Origin of the sequence: Bacteroides sp. D20 (genome assembly GCF_003436255.1) — a bacterium.
GTDB classification, from domain to species: Bacteria; Bacteroidota; Bacteroidia; order Bacteroidales; family Bacteroidaceae; genus Bacteroides; species Bacteroides uniformis.
In genome coordinates this window covers 120,663-142,909 of sequence record NZ_QSOO01000013.1, presented here as the reverse complement: position 1 = coordinate 142,909, position 22,247 = coordinate 120,663, and the positions used below count along the sequence as shown (strand labels likewise).

Genomic DNA, 22,247 nt, shown 5'->3' with positions numbered 1-22,247 from the left:
ACCCATACTGAATCCCGTATTTTACATTTACACAAAATATTTTATAGTGCCAAAGAAAAGGCATTGAACCTCTAAAGTCCAATGCCTTTTTATTTATCAAATACTATTTTCGTATTTATCAGAAGCGAAGTTTATTTCACTTCGATACCTTTGTTCTGCAGTGTGACGTTCAATACTCTGGCATAATCAGCATACTGCTTTTCATTCAGAGTCTTTTTCATCAACTTCAGATTACCATAAACTGCATTACGGAGTAACTTCTCCTGATTCTTCTTGGAATTTGTAGCGCGTTCCATCTGTTCTGTAAAATATTCGCAGATGTTTGCCACTTCTTCATGCTGGTTGGAATCCAGATTCAAATACTTGCTCAACTTTGTTATGTTGATGTTACCTTCCCATTTTGCAGTTGTAGGTTGGTTTCCTGCTGCAAATGTTGTAGCAGTCAGGCAGACTGCTGCCACTAATGTTAATCCTAAACGTTTCATAATACCTACTTTTTAATTGTTATTCCTAAAAACTAATCTCAATCTAATACCTATTGAAAACTCTCTAAGCGCTTAGCTTTTTCTTTTTACCTATGCAAATATAGGTATATGTTTTATAACACAAAAATGAATACGTAAAAAAGTGTAGTTTATACCTTCATTTCTTGACTTAAATCAATTTTGTAGTGTGAAAATGCTTTATTTGGATGCTTTTTGTAATACGAATGTAATGTAGGTTAAATAAAATTCAGTTTATTGTAATGGATAAAAGGATTTTTATTAGTCAAAATGTTATTGCCAAACAGTTTCGGGCAATTCTATGATTACTCTGCTTTCAGAGCAGACTCCCACAAAGCCTAATCCACCTATGACGTTGCAAGGCAGACTGATAGGTTCCATTAAAGCATCGTCGTAATCCCCATCATCCAGGCAGTTTAAGGCTTTCAGGTAGCGGTATTCGGCTTCAGTGATGCTAAGCAGCCGTACGGTGATGGTTTGTTTGCGGGATATATGGTCGTAGTAGTGTCCCTCTACCGGATAATATTCTTGGTAGAGAGGGGTATATACTTTTAATGTGGCATACGAATCACGGAAAGTGTTATCATTGAATATATTGTATTTGTTATTGATGGTGGGAAACAATTCATTTTCTTCATCATCATAGTTTCCGGGATGGCCGTCAGTCAGTATAACATCTTCCCGGTTAATGATTTCGTTCTGCCGGGGAGCAAGGATGGTGGTGTCTCTGGGTATGAAGGCCCAATGCCAAGAGCCGTCCTCGTCTTCCACTTTGATGAGGCTGCCGTTTTCATCTTCCAGGTATTCTTTCCATTTGCAATAGTAACTACGGTCATTCCAAATGTCCAGCCGGTAGTAGTTCTTCTCGTTGGGGCGGTCTTGCAATGTAATTTTGTATTGGCGGTAAAGGGTTTGTCCGCTGTACTCGCGCAGGTAGGCCAAGCAAGTGTCCACGTGCAGGCTCTCTATCGGTTGTGGCACGGTGACCTCGGCACTGGCATGGTATTTCCCGTTTTCGGCAGTGGCTTCCAGACGTATGTTGTCGCCGGGATGCAGTGTGCTGGTCAGACGATATTTCTTGAAACGTATACTTTTCAGTAATGATTCATAAATGTCCTTATCAAGTTCTCCTTCCAGATGCCCATAAATTTCTTCCGGGGAAACCGCTTTCGGAGTTTCTGCTATTTTGCCATTGATGTAGAGGAAAAGAGTTGCTTCGTTCAAATGTTCAATACTATAGCCCTCGCCTAAATGGAGATAGACATCATTCTCAGCTTGTCCGGTTTCGAGCAAGGCGTTCATGATGATTTGCGGATCTTGTTGTCCGGGATTGTAAGGAATCTCGTTTTCGCAGGCTGTTAGGAAGCCTACAATAGTTATGTATATAATAAGGTGTAATTTCATTTTTGTTTTCATATGCCGGATTTGTTTTTAAAATCTATAAGTATAGGTAACAGAAGGAATACAAGGCAGTATTGTTATTTTCTTGATGACAGTTTGAGCTTTCTTCTGCCCGGTATTTCCATGATAAATACTTTCGTAGAAATCATCGTAGTATACGTTGTATCCATTTTTGTATTTGCTGTAAACGATGTTCGGATTCATGGCATTGTATGCATTGTAGATACTGATATTCCAGGTACGCATACCATGTTTGGTCTTCTTGTTGAAGTTGACGCCGAGATTCAAACGATGGCTGGCGGGAAGGCGGTAATTGTTACGCCGGGAGATGTAACCGGTTTCCTCAATAGAGCCATCGGGCCGGATGATGATTGTTGCCTTTTCGGGGATAGTGATACATCCACCGGTATTGAATATCCAGGAAGCTCCTGCATCAATGCGGTCACTGAACTTATGGCTGAGATTGAGGCTGATGCTGTGGCGGCGGTCATATTTGTAGGGGAACCATCGGCCTTGGTTGATGGTTCCGCTCTTAAAACGGTGATCGGTCTTGGATAGGGTATATGCCAGCCAGCCGGTAGTCTTGCCCAATGTTTTCTGTGCCATCAGTTCCAGACCGAAGGAGCGGCCTTCGCCCATTTCCACTTTTTCTTCCCAGTTGGTAGAGGTGCCGAAGAAGGATACACCGTCTTGATATTCAAGTATGTGTTTCATCTGTTTATAATATCCCTCGACGGAGAACTCCCAACCCGGCAGTCCGGAATAGTAGCCTCCTATGGAGAACTGGTTGGCATACATCGGACTGATGTCTTTGGTAATGGGTACCCAGAGGTCGGTAGGCATAGACAGCGGAGTGGAGGACAACAGATGCACATACTGTGCCATGCGCGTATAGGATGCTTTGGCAGAATATCCTTGTCCGAGGTCATAGCGGGCGGAAAGGCGGGGCTGCAGCGAATAGTAGCTTTTCCCTTGTGTGTGGAACAGCGATGTGCGTACACCTGCATTCAGACTGAGCCTGGCGTTTACATTGAAATTGTCTTCGGCGTAAAGGGAGATTTCTTGTCCGCGCATGGCATGGCTGTTGCTGGTATTGTAAACCGTATCTTCCTGGAGGGCGCCATTATCTATATCTTGTATTTTCGAGGTAGCTATTCCCGGACGGAACGTATGGTGGATGTACTCTGCACCGAACTTGATGTGGTGCTGCGGCATGGGGGTGTAGTCAAAGTCCATACGCGCACTCCAGTCACGGATACCGGAGTTGAACTTGGAGGAGTAATAGTATCTGTCTTGTACTTTATTGGCGACAGTATAGGTATCTTCCATGTTTCCGTCCAGCCCCATCTCATATTTGTTGTATGAGACGGTGGTGTTGCAAAACAGCTTGCTGTTGAATACATAGTTCCAGCGGCCGTAGGCGATGGTGTTTCCCCAATTCAGATGGCTGTTGTCCTTGGAATAATTCTTAATGCTGTTGTCGTAATTGTCACCGTGGTAGTAACTGTCATAATGATAGTGGTCTTTCCCCTTGTAGAAACTGAGGAAGATGCGGCTACGGTCGCTGAACTTATGATTGACCTTTGCATTGACGTCGTAAAAATAGTAGTTGTATTTGTCGGAATAGGTGTCGTCTTTGTCTACAATGAGATTTTTGAAGAATAGGGTGGGGATGGCTCGTGCGCTGAAACTGAAGGAGGTCCGTTCTTTCCAGATAGGGCCTTCGATATGCAGTTTGTCCGTCAGCAGGCCTATGCTGAATGCGCCGTGGTATTTATGCATGTCCCCGTCGTTGGTCCGTACATCTACTATAGACGAAAGACGCCCGCCGTAGCGGGCAGGAAAAGAACTTTTGAAGAGTGTGGTGTTCTTTACCGCCTCGGGCGTAAAGATGGAGAATACTCCCAGCAGGTGGTCTGCGTTGTAAACTGGAATCCCGTCCAGCATAACCAGGTTTTGGTCGGGACCTCCCCCTCGCACATACATGCCTGCAAAACCTTCCATACCGGCTTGCACACCCGGCATCAGCTGAATGGTCTTCAGCAGGTCGGCTTCTCCCAATATGGACGGGGTATGCCTGATTTGTGTCATCGGTATCTCATGCGCTCCCATGGCTGTGCTTTCTATGCCGGCCTCCCGCTTGTCCGAGAGCACCACGACCTCTGCCAGCTGGTTATTGCTGTCCAGCCTGACGTTGAGTAAGGTGTCTTTCGTCAGTTCGAACCGGCTATGCCGGCTTTCGTAGCCCAGGTAGGAGAAAACCAGTTCCGTTTCCCCTTCCGGCAGGGTGAGGGAATAGAAACCGAAAGGATTGGTGGCAGTACCTGTGGAACGACGACTCTCAAGGATATTGGCACCAATCAGCGTCTCGGAAGACGCTCCGTCGGTCACGTATCCGCTGATGGTGAACTTACGGCTAACGGGTTTCTGCGGCACGGGCCGCTTATGGAGTAGAATGTGCTTTCCGGATATTTCGAACGTGATGGGTTCGTTTTCAAAGGCACGTTGCAATATCTCACTGATGTTCTTTTGTTTCATCTCCAGTGTGATGCGGTGCGTGAGCTTTACTTCTTCCCCATAGATGAAGGAGAATCCGGTTGCATTTTCCAGTTGCTTCACGAAACTCTCTAAAGTTGCGTTACGGATATTCAGGTTTATACGTGTTTCCTTGTTTTGTGCCTGTGCATGGAGTGAGGCGCTTAAAAGAACCACACACATCAGAAGTACGGTTCTGATGCGGTGGTGCGAACAGATAGTAGAGCTGGTCATTGTCAGTTAAGTTTAGTAGTAAGTATAATAGTGTTGTTTTCTTTTTTATAGGTAAAGTTGCCGGCGTCCTTCAGTAGGTCGAGGATTTCTGTAAGACTCTCCCCTTCGCGGAAGGTAGCTGTCATATGATAGTTCTTCAGGCTGTCTCCTTCGATACGTATATCGGTACGGAACGTTTCGGAAAGTTGACGGACGATTTCCTGCAAGGGTTGCTGGTCGAATGTCAGTACGCTATGGATTACTTGGGTTTCCTCGGTAGTATGTACGGCTTCTGTGGGAATGGCTTCCCGTTGCGGTGCTACGTATAAGAACTGATAGGCTGCCCAGCTCGTTACACAGAGTAGGACTACGGCTGCGGCACTGGCTGTACGCATCCAGAACCGCTTCATGCTGCGGCGCTTTAGCAAACGGCTTTCCAGCAGCTTCCAGCTGTTCTCTGCCGTAAAGCGTCCTCGTGGGGAACGGGTAGAAGCAACCAGTTTGTTCAGTACCTTGTCGAAATTCTCGTTATTCACTTTCATTTTTGGCAATTTATTAAGAGCCTATGACTCCTTTTCTGCATGTAAAGACAGCTCCTTTTCAGGAATTCCCTATGCCTATATCCTGAAATAATGTTAATCTAAAGCTCTTTGTCCGTGAAAGTCCGTCCTGCCTACGTATGACTTCCTTGTTTCTCTGTTTCAATCAATAGGGAAGGTGTGCTCGAGATGTGCATCTCATGTTGTGCGAGATGTGTATCTCATGCAGCTCGAGATGTACATCTCATACATGCATACGCGGCTTCTTGCAAGGAAGATGAAGCAGAGTTCACTCCGTCAGCAATGCTTCTTTGAGTCTTGTGAGTGCTTTTTGCAGTTGCGCGTCTACTGTCTTTGTGCTGATGTTCAGCTCCTCCGCCACTTGTGCATAGCTTTGTTTCTCTTCGCGCAGGCGGATGAATACTTCACGGCAACGCTCCGGCAGGCGGTCGAGCGCCTTGACATATCGGGCAAACAGTTCTTCGCTGATAAGAGTGTCTTCGGGGGAATCGGCTTGGTCTGAAAGTTCGGGAAGCTGTTCGGACGAAAGTGTAGGGTGCCGGTTCTCTTTTTCCAGGTAATTGAGGGAGGCGTTTTTGGTAAGGATAAAGCAGTAATCCTCTATGTTGTTCACTTCCGGCAACCGGGCGCGTTGTTCCCAAAGCTTCATGAAGACGTCGAGCACAATTTCTTGCGCCCACTCTTCGTACTTCACGAAATAGCAGGCAATACGGAACAAGCGGTCGTAGCACAGATTGTAGAAACTGTGAAAAGCCCGTTCCGAGTCTTCTTCCTTCATTTGGCGCAAGTAGCGTCTGACTTCTTGTTCGGTCATGCAGTCTCCCGGTTTTGTTGTTATTCAATGAACATCAGGTCACTTATTATACCGTCCGAAACAAAGATGCCTTCCCGGGTCAGGTGCAGGCGGTCTGCCTGCATCTCCAGTTTGTGGCTTTGGAGGTAGGGGGCTGCCATCTTCGTGCAATATTGGCGCAACTCTGTGCCGAAGGCTTCTTCCGTATATGTCAGGGAGACTCCCCACATGGTACGCAGGGAAGTCATGATGTATTCATTGTAACGGGTCACTTTATCCAGGATTTCTGTTTCGGAGGAACGCTGTCCCTCTTCAATGGACTTTATGTATCCTTCCAGAGAAGCTGTGTTCCATTCCCTTGTCTCCGCATTGAAGGAGTGGGCGGAAGGGCCGCACCCCAAATACGGAATGCCTTTCCAGTAAGCAGTGTTGTGGCGTGAGTACATGCCGGGCTTGCAGAAGTTGGATATTTCATAATGCTCATACCCCGCGGCTCCCAGGGTGTCCATGAGCGCCGAGAAGAAGCGCACGCTACTCTCTTCATCTACTTCGCTGATGCGGTGGCTTTGCAGCATTTCGTAGATGCGGGTGCCTTTTTCGTAAGTCAGATGATAAGCGGAGATATGCTCCACATCAAGGCCGACGGCTTGTTGCAGGTCGCGTTCCCACCGTTGGTCTGTTTCATCCGGCAGTCCATAGATAAGGTCGATGCTGATATTCCGGAAGCCGGCTTGGCGGAGGCGGTGTACGGCTGCGATGGCTTGCGCGGCATTGTGCCGGCGGTTCAACAGTTTCAAGGTGGGGGCGTCGAATGTCTGTATTCCCATGCTTATGCGGTTGAAGGGGAGGGTGCGCAGCATGGACACATATTCTTCCGTCAGGTCGTCGGGATTGGCCTCGAGGGTAATTTCTTCGGCATGTTCTGTTCCATACACCTCTTTGATAGTCCGGAATATCTGCTCGAAATCTTCGTGGGCGAGCTGTGAGGGAGTTCCTCCGCCAAAGTAGATGGTCTCTATCGGTTCTTCCTTCAGATAACCCTTGCGGGTTTTCAGTTCAGTGCACAAGGCACGGATGTACTGCTGCTTCAATTCGCTGCGAGTGGTGGAATAAAAATCGCAATAGATACAGCGTGTCTTGCAAAAAGGTATATGAATATAGATGCCTGCCATGGTATGCTTATGGATATTTGTTGCAAAAATAGTCTTTTGGCAGGAGAATATATCGGTTTTCGGGACATTTAATGTAATATGGAAGTAGTCAGTGTCTTGGTGTGTATTCTCAGTTTTGTCTGTAATCCGGAAAAATAGAACATTTTTTGAGTCGTATGGAAATTCATTGTTCCGAATAAACTCCTTTTCTTTGTTATCAGAAAAAGGAATGGGTGTCTATTAAAATAATGAGTAATATGTTTGAAGGACTTGACTTTTGGTTTGAACAGATTATAGCTTATTGCATTGCCCTCGTACTGGTGCAGTTCATGAAGAAACAAATATAGCGGCAAATACTTTATTCACTTCCGTCGTAGCACGGCTTAATCTTAGGCTTTTTCTTGTGATTTCTGAGTTTTGGGGGTACTAATGACCGATATTTACCCCTTTTTGAAACAATAGTGCCCCCGAAATTACCGGGAATGGGGTAATTTTGCAGTATTGAATAACAAACTTAAATAATATCATGAGAAAAAGTAACTACTTATGGTTGCTGCTGGTGGCAGTTTTATTGCTGCCCGCTCAGGAAATGGCTGCCAAGAAGAAAAAAGAGAAGGAAGTGACAGACCGCGAACTTTGGGCCGGAGTGTTGTATCAAATGGCTGCTCCGGTACTGAGCAATATGAGTGAAGGGAAGCTCCAGGAAAATATGCAGGTGGAGCTTAGTCCCACTTGGGATGGACGCGACAAACGGGTGACCTATATGGAATGTTTCGGACGTCTGATGGCGGGGTTGGCACCCTGGCTCTCTTTGCCGGACGATGACACTGCCGAAGGCAAGCAGCGCAGGCAGCTCCGCGAGTGGGCATTGAAAAGTTATGCGCAGGCGGTAGACCCGGAAAGTCAGGATTACCTACTTTGGCGGAAAGAGGGACAGCCGCTGGTCGATGCCGCTTATGTTGCTGAAAGCTTCCTGCGAGGATACGATGCTTTGTGGGTGCCTCTGGATAGTTTGACTAAACGGCGTTACATTGAAGAGTTCACCCAGTTGCGCCGTGTGGACCCTCCTTATACCAACTGGCTGCTGTTCTCGTCTACGGTAGAATGTTTCCTGCGCAAGGCTGGTGCCAAGAGTGATGCTTACCGTATTGTCTCCGCTCTGCGCAAGGTGGAAGAGTGGTATGTAGGTGACGGCTTCTATAGCGACGGACCGGGATTTGCCTTTGACTATTACAACAGCTTCGTACTCCATCCCATGTATGTGGAGTGTCTGGAAGTCTTTACGAACAGTGGAAAAAATAAGATATGGAATGCGCCGGATTGCAATTTCCAGCGTGCCCAGAAGCGCATGCAGCGTTTCGGCATGATTCTGGAACGTTTCATCTCTCCCGAGGGGGCCTTCCCCGTATTCGGGCGTTCCATTACCTACCGCACCGGTACCCTCCAACCATTGGCTTTGTTGGCATGGCGTGGATGGTTGCCCAAGGAATTGTCGAACGGACAGGTACGTGCTGCCATGACAGCTGTCATCAACCGTATGTTCGGTGACAACCGGAACTTCAACGAGAAAGGTTTTCTGACATTGGGATTCAATGGTTCCCAGCCTCATATCTCCGACTGGTATACTAACAACGGCAGCCTTTACATGGCTTCCCTGGCATTCTTGCCCCTGGGCTTGCCCGCCGACCATCCGTTCTGGACAGATGCTCCGCAGGCATGGACTTCGAAAAAGGCGTGGGGTGGTGAAGAATTCCCCAAAGACCATGCCTATTATGAGTAAGACTGATTCATTTTTTATAGTATTTATATTAATTGTTTGGGGGATTGGTGGATTTCCGGTGGCACTCTGTGCACAGGGTGCTGCCGGTGTCCTTCCCGAAACGCATCTGGTGGAAGTGGGGAAAGGATACAGCCAGACTTCCGTCAACACTGCCGTATTCCGTAATAATTCGCTGGTGACGCAAGGTGACGAGCAATACATCAGTTACTATGATGCGGAAGGGTTCCTGACTCTTGGAAAACGGAACCTCCATGCCGGACAGTGGACACTGCACCGCACACAGTATAAAGGGAATGTGAAGGATGCCCATAACGTCATCAGCATGATGCTGGACGGTGACGGGTATATTCATGTAGCCTTCGACCATCACGGACAGCTCTTGAACTACTGTCGCAGCATTGCACCCCATTCACTGGAATTGGGTGAGAAGGAGCCCATGACGGGCGTGGATGAAGGCAATGTAACCTATCCGGAGTTTTATCTGCTGTCCGGAGGCGACCTGCTGTTTGCATACCGTTCCGGTTCTTCCGGCCGGGGCAACCTGGTGATGAACCGCTATTCCTTGAAGGAGAAGAAATGGAGCCGTGTGCAGGATGTACTGATTGATGGCGAGAACAAGCGCAATGCTTACTGGCAGCTATATGTAGATGAGCTTGGAACCATCCATCTGTCGTGGGTCTGGCGCGAGACTTGGCATGTGGAAACCAACCATGACCTATGCTACGCCCGTTCCTTTGACAATGGCGTAACATGGTATAAGGCAAATGGCAAGAAATATGATTTGCCCATCCGTCTGGGTAATGCAGAGTATGCCTGCCGCATTCCTCAGAATTCGGAACTGATAAACCAGACCAGCATGAGTGCCGATGCAGGCGGCAATCCGTACATTGCTTCCTATTGGCGCGACCCGGACAGCGACGTCCCGCAATACCGGATTGTCTGGCATGACGGGCAGATGTGGCACAGCCGCCAGGTCTCCGGGCGTACCACTCCGTTTTCCCTGAAAGGTGGAGGCACGAAGATGATTCCGATGGCCCGTCCGCGCATCGTAGTAGATGGCGGGGAGATATTTTATGTATTCAGGGATGAAGAACGGGGGAGCAAAGTCTCTTTGGCGCACGCTACGGATGTGGCAAACAGTAAGTGGAGCATCAGCGATTTGACCGACTTCACTGTCGGTGCCTGGGAACCGTCTCATGACACGGAATTGTGGAAGAGCAGGAAGCGGCTGCATCTATTTGTGCAGCATGCCAAGCAAGGAGACGGAGAGCGGGTTGTGGAGTTTGCACCGCAATCGGTATATGTATTGGAAGTGATAAGATAAAAGAACAGTATTAGTATATGAAAACGACATGCTTATTTTTATTGGGTTTGGCTTTTTGCTGGGGACTGTTCTCATGCACCGCTCAGCAGCCGAAACCGGAAGAAGTGATTGAGATTATCAATCGGGTGAACAACTATTGGCAGGAGACCCATCCGCAACATGGGCGCTCTTTCTGGGACAATGCCGCCTATCATACGGGAAACATGGAGGTGTTCTTCCTGACCGGTAATCCGGAATGCTATGCCTATTCCGAGGCGTGGGCAGAACATAATGAATGGAAAGGCGCGAAGAGTGACAACAAGGAAGAGTGGAAGTACAGCTATGGGGAGAGTGATGATTATGTGCTTTTCGGTGATTATCAGATTTGTTTCCAGACTTATGCGGATTTGTATACCGTGAAGCCGGATTCCGGGAAGATAGCCCGTGCGCGCGAAGTGATGGAATACCAGATGAGTACGGACAAGAACGATTATTGGTGGTGGGCGGACGGACTTTACATGGTAATGCCCGTTATGACAAAGATGTACAAGCTGACCGGCAATCCGTTATATCTGGAGAAACTGCATGAATACTGGACCTATGCCAACAGTATCATGTACGATTCGGAGGAAGGCCTATACTATCGCGACGGCAAATATATTTATCCAAAACACAAAAGTGTGAATGGTAAGAAAGACTTCTGGGCACGTGGCGACGGTTGGGTGCTGGCTGCTTTGGCAAAGGTACTGAAAGACCTGCCCGAAACAGACCAATACCGCCAGGAGTACATAGACCGCTTCCAGACGATGGCCAAATCCGTGGCTGCCTGCCAGCAGCCGGAAGGCTACTGGACACGCAGTATGCTCGACCCTGAGCATGCTCCCGGTCCTGAAACCAGCGGTACGGCTTTCTTTACCTATGGTCTGTTATGGGGGATGAACAACGGCTTGCTGGACAAGGCTGCTTATCAACCCGTAGTGATGAAGGCGTGGAATTATCTGACTACTGTAGCCTTGCAGCCCGATGGCCGCATAGGGTATGTACAGCCGATTGGCGAGAAAGCCATTCCCGGACAGGTGGTTGATGCCAACTCTACTGCTAACTTTGGGGTAGGGGCATTTCTGCTGGCAGCTTGTGAGATGGTGCGTTTTTTGAATGCCGACTGATTGGAGAGATTAAATAAGTGTATATGTTACACAACATATACACTTTCTTTGTATTATAATGTATATAGTGTTAATTTTACACCCGTTAAAAGGTTTAATATAAAAAGATTATGATTGTACGGATGAAAAACACTTTCCGGATGCTTTTGGCGGCAATGTTATTGTCGTTGTTTGCACTTCCGGGATATTCCTGGCAAAAATCCTTTCCCGAAAAAGATTATGTAGCTTATTTGTTCACTTATTTCACTGGGAATAGTGGCGATGAAGAGGCTGTGCGCTATGCTGTAAGCATGGACGGTTATACCTACTGGGCATTGAATGATAATGAACCGGTAATCGACTCGAAAGTCATCAGCTCCACCGGGGGAGTCCGCGACCCGCATATCCTTCGTTGCGAGGATGGCAAGACTTTCTATATGGTAGTGACAGATATGGTTTCAGCCAATGGATGGAGTTCCAACCGTGCCATGGTTTTGCTGAAATCTACCGACTTGGTCAACTGGTCCCACTCCGTTATCAATATACAGAAACGTTATTCAGGTCAGGAGGATTTGAAGCGTGTATGGGCTCCGCAGACTATCTACGACCCGGAGGCGGGAAAGTACATGGTGTATTGGTCCATGCTGCATGGCGATGGAGCCGATGTCATATATTATGCTTATGCCAATGCGGAGTTTACGGATTTGGAGGGAGAGCCCAAGCCATTGTTTCTGCCGGAGAACGGGAAATCGTGCATCGATGGAGACATTGTCTATAAGGATGGTGTTTTCCACCTTTTCTATAAGACGGAAGGGCATGGAAACGGCATAAAGGTGGCCACCACTCGTTCCCTGACCTCCGGGGCATGGACGGAAGAGCCCGATTACAAGCAACAGACTAAGGAAGCCGTAGAGGGTGCGGGCACTTTCAAACTGATAGGGCAGGATAAGTATATCCTGATGTACGACGTCTATATGAAAGGAAGCTATCAGTTTACGGAAACCACTGACTTGAAGAATTTTAAGGTGATAGACAGCGAGGTGAAGATGAACTTCCATCCCCGTCATGGGACCATTATCCCCATTACCCGCCATGAGCTGTTGCGCATTACCGATGAATGGGGCAAGCCGACAGAACTGGGCGCATTGCCCAACAATCCCGTATTGCCGGGTTTCCATGCCGACCCGGAAATCCTTTATTCCCATCAGACTCAAAAGTATTACATCTATTCTACTACGGACGGACAGCCGGGTTGGGGAGGCTGGTATTTCACCGTATTCTCCTCCACGGATTTGAAGACCTGGCAGGATGAAGGCGTCATGCTGGACTTGCAGTCGGAGCAAGTGCCCTGGGCAGATGGCAATGCTTGGGCGCCTTGCATTGAAGAGAAAAAAGTGGACGGCAAGTATAAATACTTCTTCTATTACAGTGGAAACCCCAAGAATGGCGGCGGCAAGCAGATTGGAGTGGCTACGAGCGATTCTCCTGCCGGCCCTTTCACCGATTTGGGACGCCCTGTCGTTACAGCCTCACCCGTCGGTGGCGGGCAACAGATTGATGTGGATGTGTTTACAGACCCTGTTTCGGGCAAATCCTATCTTTACTGGGGCAACGGCTACATGGCAGGTGCCGAGCTGAACGACGATATGGTGTCCATCAAGGAAAATACCGTTACGGTGATGACACCGGCGGGAGGCACCTTGCAGGACTATGCTTTCCGCGAAGCAGCCTATGTCTTTTATCGCAACGGGCTCTACTATTTCATGTGGTCGGTAGACGATACCGGTTCGCCCAATTACCATGTGGCATACGGTACATCCAAGTCGCCGCTCGGTCCTATCGAAGTTGCCAAGCAACCCGTTGTGCTGATTCAGAATCCGGAAAAGGAAATTTACGGTCCGGCACACAACGCTGTATTGCAGATTCCCGGTACAGATGAGTGGAGAATCGTTTACCACCGTATTAATAAATGGTACTTGAAAGATGGCCCCGGCGTTCATCGTGAAGTCTGCATAGACCGGATGGAGTTCAATGAAGACGGAACCATCAGGCCGGTGATGCCTACCTTTTGATTTAATGATATAACATAATAATTTAATACCATGAAGAATAGATTGAAATTACTGGTTTGGTTGTTTGCCCTCTCAGGTCCGCTGGCAGCACAGAGTGTATCTGTCAATGGTCCGGATGGAAAATTGCAGCTTACGGTATCCTGCCCGTCAGCCAACGGCGAAGTGTCTTACGCCGTCACCTACAATGGAAAGCAAATGCTGGAATCTTCTCCCTTGGGGATGGAGACAAATGTGGGTGATTTCTATAGAGGATTGCAGTTGAAGGAACATAAAGTCACAGCTTTCGATACGGTTTATGAACAATCCCGAATCAAAGCTTCGCACATCCATTACCGGGCAAACGAATTGCTTTGTTCATTCGTCAACGGTGAGGGGAAGAATGTGCAGATAACTTTCCGCGTCAGCAACAATGACGTGGCTTTCCGTTACACCCTGCCGAGGGAGCAGGGAAAAGGAAGCGTCACGGTGAACAGCGAACGGACCGGCTTCCGCTTCCCGTCGCAGACCACCACTTTCCTTTGTCCGCAGAGCGACGCCATGATAGGGTGGAAGCGTACCAAACCCAGTTACGAAGAAGAATATAAGGCAGATGCCCCGATGAACGAACGTTCGGGTTATGGACATGGATATACATTTCCCTGCTTGTTCAAGGTGGGGGATGACGGCTGGGTACTGCTCAGTGAAACCGGAGTGGACAGCCGTTATTGTGGCTCGCGTTTGAGTGATTGGGATAACGGCGTGTATCGCATTGCTTTCCCCATGCCGGAAGAGAACAACGGCAACGGAACGGTGTCACCTGCCTTTTCCCTGCCGGGCTCCACGCCGTGGCGTACTGTGACGGTGGGGGAAACCTTGAAGCCGATTGTGGAAACCACCGTCCCCTGGGATGTAGTGGAACCACGCTATACCACCACCCATGATTACAAGCCGGGCCGTGGCACATGGAGCTGGATTCTCTGGCAGGACGGCAGCATCAACTACGACGACCAGGTGCGCTATGTTGACTTGGCAGCCGCCATGGGATACGAATATGTATTGATTGACAACTGGTGGGACAACAACATCGGTCGCGACCGCATGGAACAGTTTATCAAGTATGCCCGTAGCAAGGGTGTGGAGGTATTCTTGTGGTATAGCTCCAGTGGTTACTGGAACGATATAGAGCAGAGTCCCGTCAACCGGATGGATAACTCCATTGCCCGCAAGCAAGAGATGCGCTGGTTGCAAAGTCTGGGTGTGAAGGGTATCAAAGTAGACTTCTTCGGCGGTGACAAGCAGGAGACCCTGCGTTTGTACGAGGAGATTCTGAGCGATGCCGACGACCACGGTCTGATGGTTATCTTCCACGGCTGTACCTTGCCTCGCGGCTGGGAACGGATGTATCCCAATTACGTAGGCAGCGAGGCGGTGCTGGCTTCCGAGAATCTGGTATTTAGCCAGCATTTCTGTGATAACGAGGCCTTCAATGCCACGCTGCACCCTTTCATCCGCAATGCTGTGGGATGCATGGAGTTTGGCGGTGTGTTCCTGAACAAGCGTTTGAACCGCAGCAACGATGGCGGAACTATTCGCCGCACCACGGACATCTTTCAGCTGGCAACGGCAGTGCTGTTCCAAAATCCTATCCAGAACTTCGCCTTGGCACCTAATAACTTGACGGATGCTCCGCAAATCTGCCTCGACTTTATGAAACAAGTGCCCACTACTTGGGACGAGACCCGTTTCATTGACGGCTATCCGGGGAGATATATTGTTCTTGCCCGTCGTCATGGCAACACGTGGTACATAGCCGCTGTCAATGCAACGGCGGAACCATTGAAACTGAAGCTTGACCTTCCTGTGCTGGCAGGACAAGAGGTGTCTCTGTATAGTGATGACAAGAAGATGCAGCCTCAATTAAAGCTGCAGAAGATAAAGACTGACGGCTCTCTGCAACTCACGGTTCAGCCGCAGGGAGGGGCGGTAATCGTGGAATAAAGAAGGCATGGAGCAACCCTTGTTTTGTAATGATATATCATAACGGATTACTCCTTTTGCAAATCTTTGATTATCAGAGGTCTATAATTGTCCTGATTCAGTCGTATACTGAATGGCATTCACTATACGACTGAACCCTATTCACTATACGACTGAATGGCATTCAGAATACGGCTGATTGTGACTATCGAACTAAATGTAAATGATTAATACCGACTTAATACCATGAATGGATTCTTGAAATTATTGTCCTTGTGTCTGTTCTTGACACTGACCGTTCCTTTGCAGGCTATAACGAATGGAGTGGCGAATGAACCCGATTCAGTCTATCTCTTTTCCTACTCCCATGCCGACGGCAGTGGCGGTCTGAAACTAGCCTGGAGTCCCAATGGCAACCGATGGTTCAGCGTGGCAGAGGGCAGCTCCTTTGTCAACTCGGACTTCGGCCCCTGGGGGCAAATGAAGCGGATGCTGAAACCGCACTTGATGCAGACCCGTGCCGACGACCGTTGGCACTGTATCTGGGAACTGACGGAAAGCGGAAACTCCCTTGCATACGTCGAGTCTCCCGACTTGCTGCAATGGAAAGCGCAGAAATACTTTGACCGTTCTCGCCTTGCCGAATACCGGCCGGCGGAGGTCTATCCTAACGTGCGGAAGGAGGTTCTGCTGAACGGTACCGTACAGCAGGGTTGGATGCAGCGTGTACCGTATGCCACGGTGCAGCGTGTCATCTCCTTTGCAGAGCATAAGAAGTACCGCCAGGCACTCCATGCCGAACGTACCGAGCAAGACCCCGTACGTTTTGCCGGACTGAAACCGGTGGAGGCGACTATCGAAGTGGAGACGGAATGTGCAAAACCCATCAGCAAGCATCTGATAGGTATTTTCTTCGAAGACATCAACTATGCTGCGGATGGAGGACTGTATGCCGAGCTGGTACAGAACCGCGACTTCGAGTATTCGTCTAAGGACGGTTCACACCAAGGTTGGGACGGCACATATGCCTGGGCGGTGAAAGAGGGGAATACTTCGGCTGCCGTTACCATTGCCGCTGCCGACCCCATTCATCCCAATAACCCTCATTATGCCGTATTGGAGGCGCGTCCCGGAGTGACATTGCAGAACGACGGTTTCGACGGTATCAGCCTGAAGAAAGGGGAGAAGTACGATTTCTCTCTCTTCGCCCGCGTGGCACCGGGCAGCAAGGGAGGCAAGGTGGTTGTTTGCCTGCTCGACCAGACGGGCCGTGAGATTGCCCGCTCTTCCGTCAATGTGTCCTCCAAAGAGTGGAAGAAACAGCAGACGGTGCTGACGGCGAATGCCGACGTGCGTGCCGCCGTCCTCTCGCTCCAGCCGCAGACGGTGGGGACACTGCATCTCGATATGATTTCCCTTTTTCCGCAAAATACATTCAAGGGCCATAAGAACGGCTTGCGTGCCGACCTGGCGCAGACGCTTGCCGACCTGCATCCACGCTTCGTCCGCTTCCCCGGCGGCTGCGTGGCTCATGGCGACGGCATTGATAATATCTATGACTGGAAAGGCTCTATCGGACCGCTCGAAGCGCGTAAGCCGTTGCGCAATCTGTGGGGGTATCATCAGACACGCGGACTGGGCTACTTCGAGTACTTCCGCTTCTGCGAAGATATAGGTGCCGAACCTCTGCCGGTATTGGCAGCGGGCGTGCCGTGCCAGAACTCGGGCACACACTCGCACTATGCCGACAACTGTCCGCAGGGGGCCAACAAGGAACTGATGCGCTACGGCCAGCAGGGTGGCATCCCGATGGAAGAGATGCCTGCCTATATCCAGGATGTGCTCGACCTGATAGAGTATGCCAACGGCGATGCACGCCGCACCGTGTGGGGCAGGAAGCGTGCCGAGGCAGGCCATCCCAAGCCTTTCAATCTGAAGTATATCGGCATCGGCAACGAGGATATGATTACCGAAGTGTTTGAGGAGCGCTTTGCCATGATATACAAGGCTGTCAGGGAGAAGCATCCCGAAATTACGGTTGTCGGCACTGTAGGTCCCTTCTACGAAGGCACGGACTATGCGGAGGGCTGGCGGCTTGCCACGGAACTGGGCGTGCCCATGGTGGACGAACACTATTACGTGGATCCGGGTTGGATGATTCACAACCAGGACTACTACGACCGTTATGACCGTACCAAGTCCAAGGTCTATCTGGGCGAATATGCCGCCCACCTGCCCGGACGTCCCAACAACATAGAGACAGCGTTGGCAGAAGCCCTCTATCTGACTTCTGTGGAGCGTAATGCCGATGTGGTGGAAATGACCTCATACGCCCCGTTGCTGGCAAAGGAAGGACATACGCAGTGGAATCCCGACTTGATTTATTTCAATAACACGGAAGTGAAGCCTACCGTGGGCTACTACACACAGCAGATGTATGGACAGAATGCGGGTACGCAGTACATCACCTCGCACGTCACACTGAGTAATGGGCAAGAGGCTGTCCGCAAGCGCGTCGGCGTTTCGGTGGTAAAGGATGAGGTCACGGGTGACCATATCGTAAAGCTGGTGAACCTGCTTCCGGTAGAGGTTTCCTCTACAGTGAAGCTGAAGGGCATCGACTTGCAGAATCCCTCGGCAGTGAAGACGCTCCTGACGGGTGACCCGAAAGACAAGCAGGCACGTTCCGTGACTTCCGCCTTCGACATCGGCGGTACGGAGTTTCCTTATACCTTGCCTGCCTATTCGTTTACGGTGATACGTATCCATGAGAATAAGGGGAAATAAGGATAGATCCGTGTAATTCCGTGCGTGGGAACTTAAGAACTTAAAAGATATGAAACGATTATTGACTTTGGCATTTGTTGCAGCCATGACCGGCAGTGTGTCGGCACAAAAGCAACAGATTTTGCATTCCGGTTATCCCATCGACCCGGTTCCTTTCACTTCAGTGAAGGTGACGGACAGTTTCTGGGGACAACGCTTGAAGGCAAGCCGTGAGGTAACCATCCCGTTGGCTTTCAGTAAGTGTGAGGAAACCGGACGTTATGAAAACTTTGTGAAAGCTACTCATCCCAGTGATGAGTATAAGGTGGGAGGCTTCTCCTTTGACGATACGGATGTCTATAAGACGATTGAAGGTGCAAGTTACTCCTTGCAGACTTACCCGGACAAGAAACTGGAAGAATATATCGACAGCGTATTGGTCATAGTGGCCGCCGCCCAAGAACCGGACGGGTATCTTTACACCGCACGTACCATGAACCCCAAGCATCCGCACGATTGGTCGGGGCCGGAACGCTGGTCGGAGGTGGAGAATTTGAGCCACGAGTTCTATAATCTGGGTCACATGGTGGAAGGGGCTGTGGCTTATTATCAAGCTACAGGCAAGCGGAACTTCCTGGATATAGCTATCCGTTATGCCGACTGCGTATGCAAGAATATCGGTGAAGGCCCCGGACAGAAGCGTGTGATTCCCGGACATCAGATTGCCGAAATGGCATTGGTACGCCTCTATACCGTGACAGGAGATAAGAAATATCTCGACCAGGCCAAGTTCTTCCTCGACGCGCGCGGCACTACGGCACGCAAGGACATCTATTTGCAGTCGCACAAGCCTGTACTGGAGCAGGAAGAGGCAGTGGGACATGCCGTACGTGCCGGTTACATGTATTCCGGTATGGCTGATGTGGCTGCCATTACGGGTGACAGCTCCTACATCAAGGCTATCGACAAGATATGGGAGAATATCGTCGGCAAGAAGATATATATTACCGGCGGTATCGGTGCGCGTCATGCGGGCGAAGCTTTCGGTGATAACTATGAATTGCCGAATCTGACTGCCTACAATGAGACCTGTGCCGCCATCGGCAATGTTTACATGAATTACCGCCTCTTTCTGCTGCATGGCGATTCCAAGTATTTCGACGTGCTGGAACGTACGCTTTACAACGGATTAATCTCCGGCGTTTCATTGGACGGAGGCAAGTTCTTCTATCCCAATCCGTTGTCTTGCGATGGTAAGTATCACTTTAATGCCGACCATACGATTACACGCCAGCCGTGGTTTGGTTGTGCCTGCTGTCCTAGCAACATCAGCCGGTTCATTCCTTCTTTGCCGGGATATGTGTATGCCGTGAAAGACAATCAGGTGTACGTCAACCTTTTCTTGTCCAACCGTGCCGAGCTGAAGTTGAATGAAAAGAAAGTGGTGCTGGAGCAGGAAACCGGATACCCCTGGAACGGAGATATTCGTGTGAAGGTGGCTCAGGGCAACCTGCCGTTTACGATGAATATCCGTATTCCGGGTTGGGTGCGCGGCAGTGTACTTCCGAGTGACCTTTATTCGTATGCCGACGACCTGAAGTTGGGCTATCGTGTATTGGTGAATGGCGAGGAGGTGACCGGTGAACTTCGTAAAGGCTATCTCCGGATAGACCGGAAGTGGAAGAAAGGGGATGTGGTAGAGGTGCATTTCGACATGCACCCCCGTGTGGTGAAAGCCAATGAAAAAGTGGTTGCCGACCGTGGACGGGTGGCCGTTGAGCGTGGTCCTATCGTTTATTGTGCCGAGTGGGCCGATAATGATTTTAATATACAGAATATCATCCTGAACCGTCATCCGAAATTCCAGGTGACGGAGAAGCCCGAACTGCTGTATGGCATCAACGAAATTACCACAGAAGTGCAGGCTCTTGGTTTTGATGCTGCCGGAAAGTTGGCAACCAGAGATGTGACGCTGACCCTGATACCTTATTATGCATGGGCACACCGGGGTGAGGGCAAGATGGATGTATGGTTGCCGGTAAATAGGATTGATGTAGAATAGGTAAGTATGTCGTCATAATTTAGCTTATGCTATCGTTATAAACAGATTAAAACCATGAAAAGACTTTTATTTCTATTGACATTGTTCGTTGTTCTTGGCATGCAGGCGCAACAGCATGTGATGACTGTTGATGTATCAAAACCGACGGCTCGGATAAATCCTGCCATGTATGGAATCTTCTTCGAAGACATTAATTTCGGTGCGGACGGTGGTTTGTATGCCGAACTGGTAAAGAACCGCTCTTTTGAGTTCCCGCAGCCGCTGGTGGGGTGGATACCTTTTGGCGAGGTGACGGTACAGGACGAGCGGCCCTGCTTCGACCGCAATCCGCATTATGTGCGCATTACCAATGACGGCTGTCTTTTGCGTGCCGGACTGGATAATGAAGGTTATCGTGGCATCGGCCTGAAAAAAGGAGAAGATTACCGTTTCTCCGCCTATGTCCGTACGCCGGATACCAAACCAATGAAGCTTTCCGTCGAACTGGTGAATTCCAACGGAGAGAATCTCCTGAAGAAGGAACTGGAAGTGAAAGGCAGTGAATGGCAGAAGCTGACGGCTGTGCTGAAAGCTCCTTTTACCGATGTTCGCTCGCGTCTGCGTGTTGTGTTGCAGACGGAGGGTACGGTAGATATGGACCACATCTCTCTCTTCCCGGTGAACACTTGGAAGAAGCGTGAGAATGGATTGCGTGCCGACTTGGTACAAGCCCTCTATGACCTCAATCCCGGAGTATTCCGTTTTCCCGGCGGTTGTATCATCGAAGGCAACAGCCTTGCCACCCGTTATCAATGGAAGAATTCCGTGGGTCCGGTAGAGAACCGTCCTTTGAACGAAAATCGCTGGAACTATACATTCAAGCATAAAGCTTTCCCGGATTATTTCCAGAGTTACGGACTTGGCTTTTACGAATATTTCCTGCTGAGTGAAGACCTCGGTGCAGAGCCTCTGCCGGTACTGAGCTGCGGGCTGTCCTGCCAATACGAAAGCAACGAAGTGGTTCCCCTTGGAGAACTCGGCCCGTACGTGCAGGATGCCCTCGACCTCATCGAGTTTGCCAACGGTGCTGCAACCTCCAAGTGGGGAAAGGTGCGTGCCGATATGGGACATCCCGAACCGTTCGGTCTGAAAATGATTGCCATCGGCAATGAACAGTGGGGGGAAGTCTATCCCGAGCGTCTGGAAGTGTTCACGAAAGCCATCCGTGCGGAATATCCCGATATGCAGATTGTAGGTTCTTCCGGTCCGAGTGCAGATGGGGACAAGTTCGATTACCTCTGGCCCGAAATGAAACGCATCGGGGTGGATTTGGTGGACGAGCATTATTATATGGCTCCCGACTGGTTCTTTGCCAATGCTGCCCGCTATGATGACTATGACCGTAAAGGACCGAAAGTCTTTGCCGGTGAATATGCATCGCATGACCACCCCACCGGGAAAGCCAATAATTTCTTGGCGGCACTGTCCGAAGCAGCTTTTATGACGGGACTGGAACGTAATGCTGATGTGGTGCGCCTGGCTACCTATGCTCCGTTGTTTGCCCATGTGGATGCCTGGCAGTGGAATCCCGATTTGATTTGGTTCGACAATCTCCGTATGATGCGGACTCCCAACTATTACGTACAGCAGATGTACGGTATGAATGCCGGAACAGATGTGCTGAACCTGCAAATGGACGGAAAACCCGTGACGGGGCAGGACAGCCTTTATGCATCGGCAGTGCTGGATGCTCCTACGGGAGAAGTAATTCTGAAGCTTGTCAATGCGGGCAGCAGATCGGAGAAGGTACAGATAGAGTTCAGCGGATTGAAGAAGCGGCAGCTTGTCTCGGGTTCCTGCACCTATTTGCAAAGTGATGACTGGAAAGCCAAGAATACACTGGAGCAGGAGGCTATTGTTCCACGTATTCGTCCGGTGGAGGTGGCTTCCCGTTCTCTGAGCCTGGAGCTTCAGCCCCGTTCGTTCGGAGTCTATCGTTTGCGGATAAGTACTCAATCAAAATAAATT

Annotated in this window: 14 protein-coding genes; 8 read left to right on the top strand and 6 right to left on the bottom strand. The window is 49.5% G+C overall.

Annotated elements, in window-relative coordinates; translation table 11 throughout:
* Positions 1 to 131: 131 nt before the first annotated feature.
* The 6 genes from DXD78_RS14215 to hemW all read right to left on the bottom strand — a co-directional run bounded on the left by DXD78_RS14215 (position 132) and on the right by hemW (position 7,177).
* On the bottom strand, positions 132 to 485 hold the full coding sequence (locus DXD78_RS14215) for a hypothetical protein (RefSeq protein ID WP_005830102.1): 354 nt from the start codon (positions 483 to 485) through the stop codon (positions 132 to 134).
* Between the two features lie 291 nt (positions 486 to 776).
* The gene (locus DXD78_RS14210) at positions 777 to 1,919 is read right to left on the bottom strand and encodes a DUF4249 domain-containing protein (RefSeq protein WP_016273062.1); all 1,143 of its coding nucleotides are present in this window, start codon (positions 1,917 to 1,919) and stop codon (positions 777 to 779) included.
* 15 nt (positions 1,920 to 1,934) lie between these two features.
* Positions 1,935 to 4,673, bottom strand: a complete 2,739-nt coding sequence (locus DXD78_RS14205; protein WP_034529504.1) for a TonB-dependent receptor domain-containing protein — start codon at positions 4,671 to 4,673, stop codon at positions 1,935 to 1,937.
* 2 nt (positions 4,674 to 4,675) lie between these two features.
* Positions 4,676 to 5,194, bottom strand: coding sequence for a DUF4974 domain-containing protein (locus DXD78_RS14200; protein WP_009037908.1), 519 nt, complete (start codon positions 5,192 to 5,194; stop codon positions 4,676 to 4,678).
* 286 nt (positions 5,195 to 5,480) lie between these two features.
* Complete coding sequence (locus DXD78_RS14195; RefSeq protein ID WP_009037909.1) at positions 5,481 to 6,026, bottom strand: RNA polymerase sigma-70 factor; 546 nt, start codon at positions 6,024 to 6,026, stop codon at positions 5,481 to 5,483.
* A 20-nt stretch (positions 6,027 to 6,046) separates the two neighbouring features.
* Positions 6,047 to 7,177 (bottom strand): radical SAM family heme chaperone HemW, encoded by a 1,131-nt coding sequence (hemW, locus tag DXD78_RS14190; RefSeq protein WP_009037910.1) that lies wholly within the window; start codon positions 7,175 to 7,177, stop codon positions 6,047 to 6,049.
* 505 nt (positions 7,178 to 7,682) lie between these two features.
* On the opposite strand from hemW, the gene DXD78_RS14185 reads away from it, so the two are divergent.
* From DXD78_RS14185 to DXD78_RS14150, 8 genes are all read left to right on the top strand, one after another.
* Positions 7,683 to 8,936, top strand: a complete 1,254-nt coding sequence (locus tag DXD78_RS14185; RefSeq protein WP_005830116.1) for a DUF2264 domain-containing protein — start codon at positions 7,683 to 7,685, stop codon at positions 8,934 to 8,936.
* Positions 8,929 to 10,260 (top strand): BNR repeat-containing protein, encoded by a 1,332-nt coding sequence (locus DXD78_RS14180; RefSeq protein ID WP_009037911.1) that lies wholly within the window; start codon positions 8,929 to 8,931, stop codon positions 10,258 to 10,260. Before DXD78_RS14185 ends, DXD78_RS14180 begins: the two co-directional genes overlap by 8 nt.
* Before the next feature lie 17 nt (positions 10,261 to 10,277).
* A complete protein-coding gene (locus tag DXD78_RS14175) occupies positions 10,278 to 11,405 on the top strand; it encodes a glycoside hydrolase family 88 protein (RefSeq protein ID WP_009037912.1) in 1,128 nt (375 codons plus the stop codon).
* Between the two features lie 110 nt (positions 11,406 to 11,515).
* On the top strand, positions 11,516 to 13,456 hold the full coding sequence (locus tag DXD78_RS14170; RefSeq protein ID WP_009037913.1) for a family 43 glycosylhydrolase: 1,941 nt from the start codon (positions 11,516 to 11,518) through the stop codon (positions 13,454 to 13,456).
* Positions 13,457 to 13,486: 30 nt separating this feature from the next.
* A complete protein-coding gene (locus tag DXD78_RS14165) occupies positions 13,487 to 15,433 on the top strand; it encodes a glycoside hydrolase family 97 protein (protein WP_009037914.1) in 1,947 nt (648 codons plus the stop codon).
* 225 nt (positions 15,434 to 15,658) lie between these two features.
* Positions 15,659 to 18,199: an alpha-L-arabinofuranosidase C-terminal domain-containing protein gene (locus DXD78_RS14160; RefSeq protein WP_034529507.1), complete on the top strand. Its 2,541-nt coding sequence runs from the start codon at positions 15,659 to 15,661 to the stop codon at positions 18,197 to 18,199.
* Between the two features lie 49 nt (positions 18,200 to 18,248).
* A complete protein-coding gene (locus tag DXD78_RS14155; protein WP_009037916.1) occupies positions 18,249 to 20,240 on the top strand; it encodes a glycoside hydrolase family 127 protein in 1,992 nt (663 codons plus the stop codon).
* 54 nt (positions 20,241 to 20,294) lie between these two features.
* Positions 20,295 to 22,244 (top strand): alpha-L-arabinofuranosidase C-terminal domain-containing protein, encoded by a 1,950-nt coding sequence (locus DXD78_RS14150; RefSeq protein WP_005830131.1) that lies wholly within the window; start codon positions 20,295 to 20,297, stop codon positions 22,242 to 22,244.
* Positions 22,245 to 22,247 lie beyond the last annotated feature (3 nt).

Coding starts and splice junctions, on each gene's coding strand:
- DXD78_RS14195 (WP_009037909.1), bottom strand. CDS start 6,026: ATGACCGAACAAGAAGTCAGACGCTACTTGCGCCAAATGAAGGAAGAA.
- DXD78_RS14165 (WP_009037914.1), top strand. CDS start 13,487: ATGAAGAATAGATTGAAATTACTGGTTTGGTTGTTTGCCCTCTCAGGT.
- DXD78_RS14175 (WP_009037912.1), top strand. CDS start 10,278: ATGAAAACGACATGCTTATTTTTATTGGGTTTGGCTTTTTGCTGGGGA.
- DXD78_RS14185 (WP_005830116.1), top strand. CDS start 7,683: ATGAGAAAAAGTAACTACTTATGGTTGCTGCTGGTGGCAGTTTTATTG.
- DXD78_RS14205 (WP_034529504.1), bottom strand. CDS start 4,673: ATGACCAGCTCTACTATCTGTTCGCACCACCGCATCAGAACCGTACTT.
- hemW (WP_009037910.1), bottom strand. CDS start 7,177: ATGGCAGGCATCTATATTCATATACCTTTTTGCAAGACACGCTGTATC.
- DXD78_RS14200 (WP_009037908.1), bottom strand. CDS start 5,194: ATGAAAGTGAATAACGAGAATTTCGACAAGGTACTGAACAAACTGGTT.
- DXD78_RS14210 (WP_016273062.1), bottom strand. CDS start 1,919: ATGAAAACAAAAATGAAATTACACCTTATTATATACATAACTATTGTA.
- DXD78_RS14155 (WP_009037916.1), top strand. CDS start 18,249: ATGAAACGATTATTGACTTTGGCATTTGTTGCAGCCATGACCGGCAGT.
- DXD78_RS14150 (WP_005830131.1), top strand. CDS start 20,295: ATGAAAAGACTTTTATTTCTATTGACATTGTTCGTTGTTCTTGGCATG.
- DXD78_RS14180 (WP_009037911.1), top strand. CDS start 8,929: ATGAGTAAGACTGATTCATTTTTTATAGTATTTATATTAATTGTTTGG.
- DXD78_RS14160 (WP_034529507.1), top strand. CDS start 15,659: ATGAATGGATTCTTGAAATTATTGTCCTTGTGTCTGTTCTTGACACTG.
- DXD78_RS14170 (WP_009037913.1), top strand. CDS start 11,516: ATGATTGTACGGATGAAAAACACTTTCCGGATGCTTTTGGCGGCAATG.
- DXD78_RS14215 (WP_005830102.1), bottom strand. CDS start 485: ATGAAACGTTTAGGATTAACATTAGTGGCAGCAGTCTGCCTGACTGCT.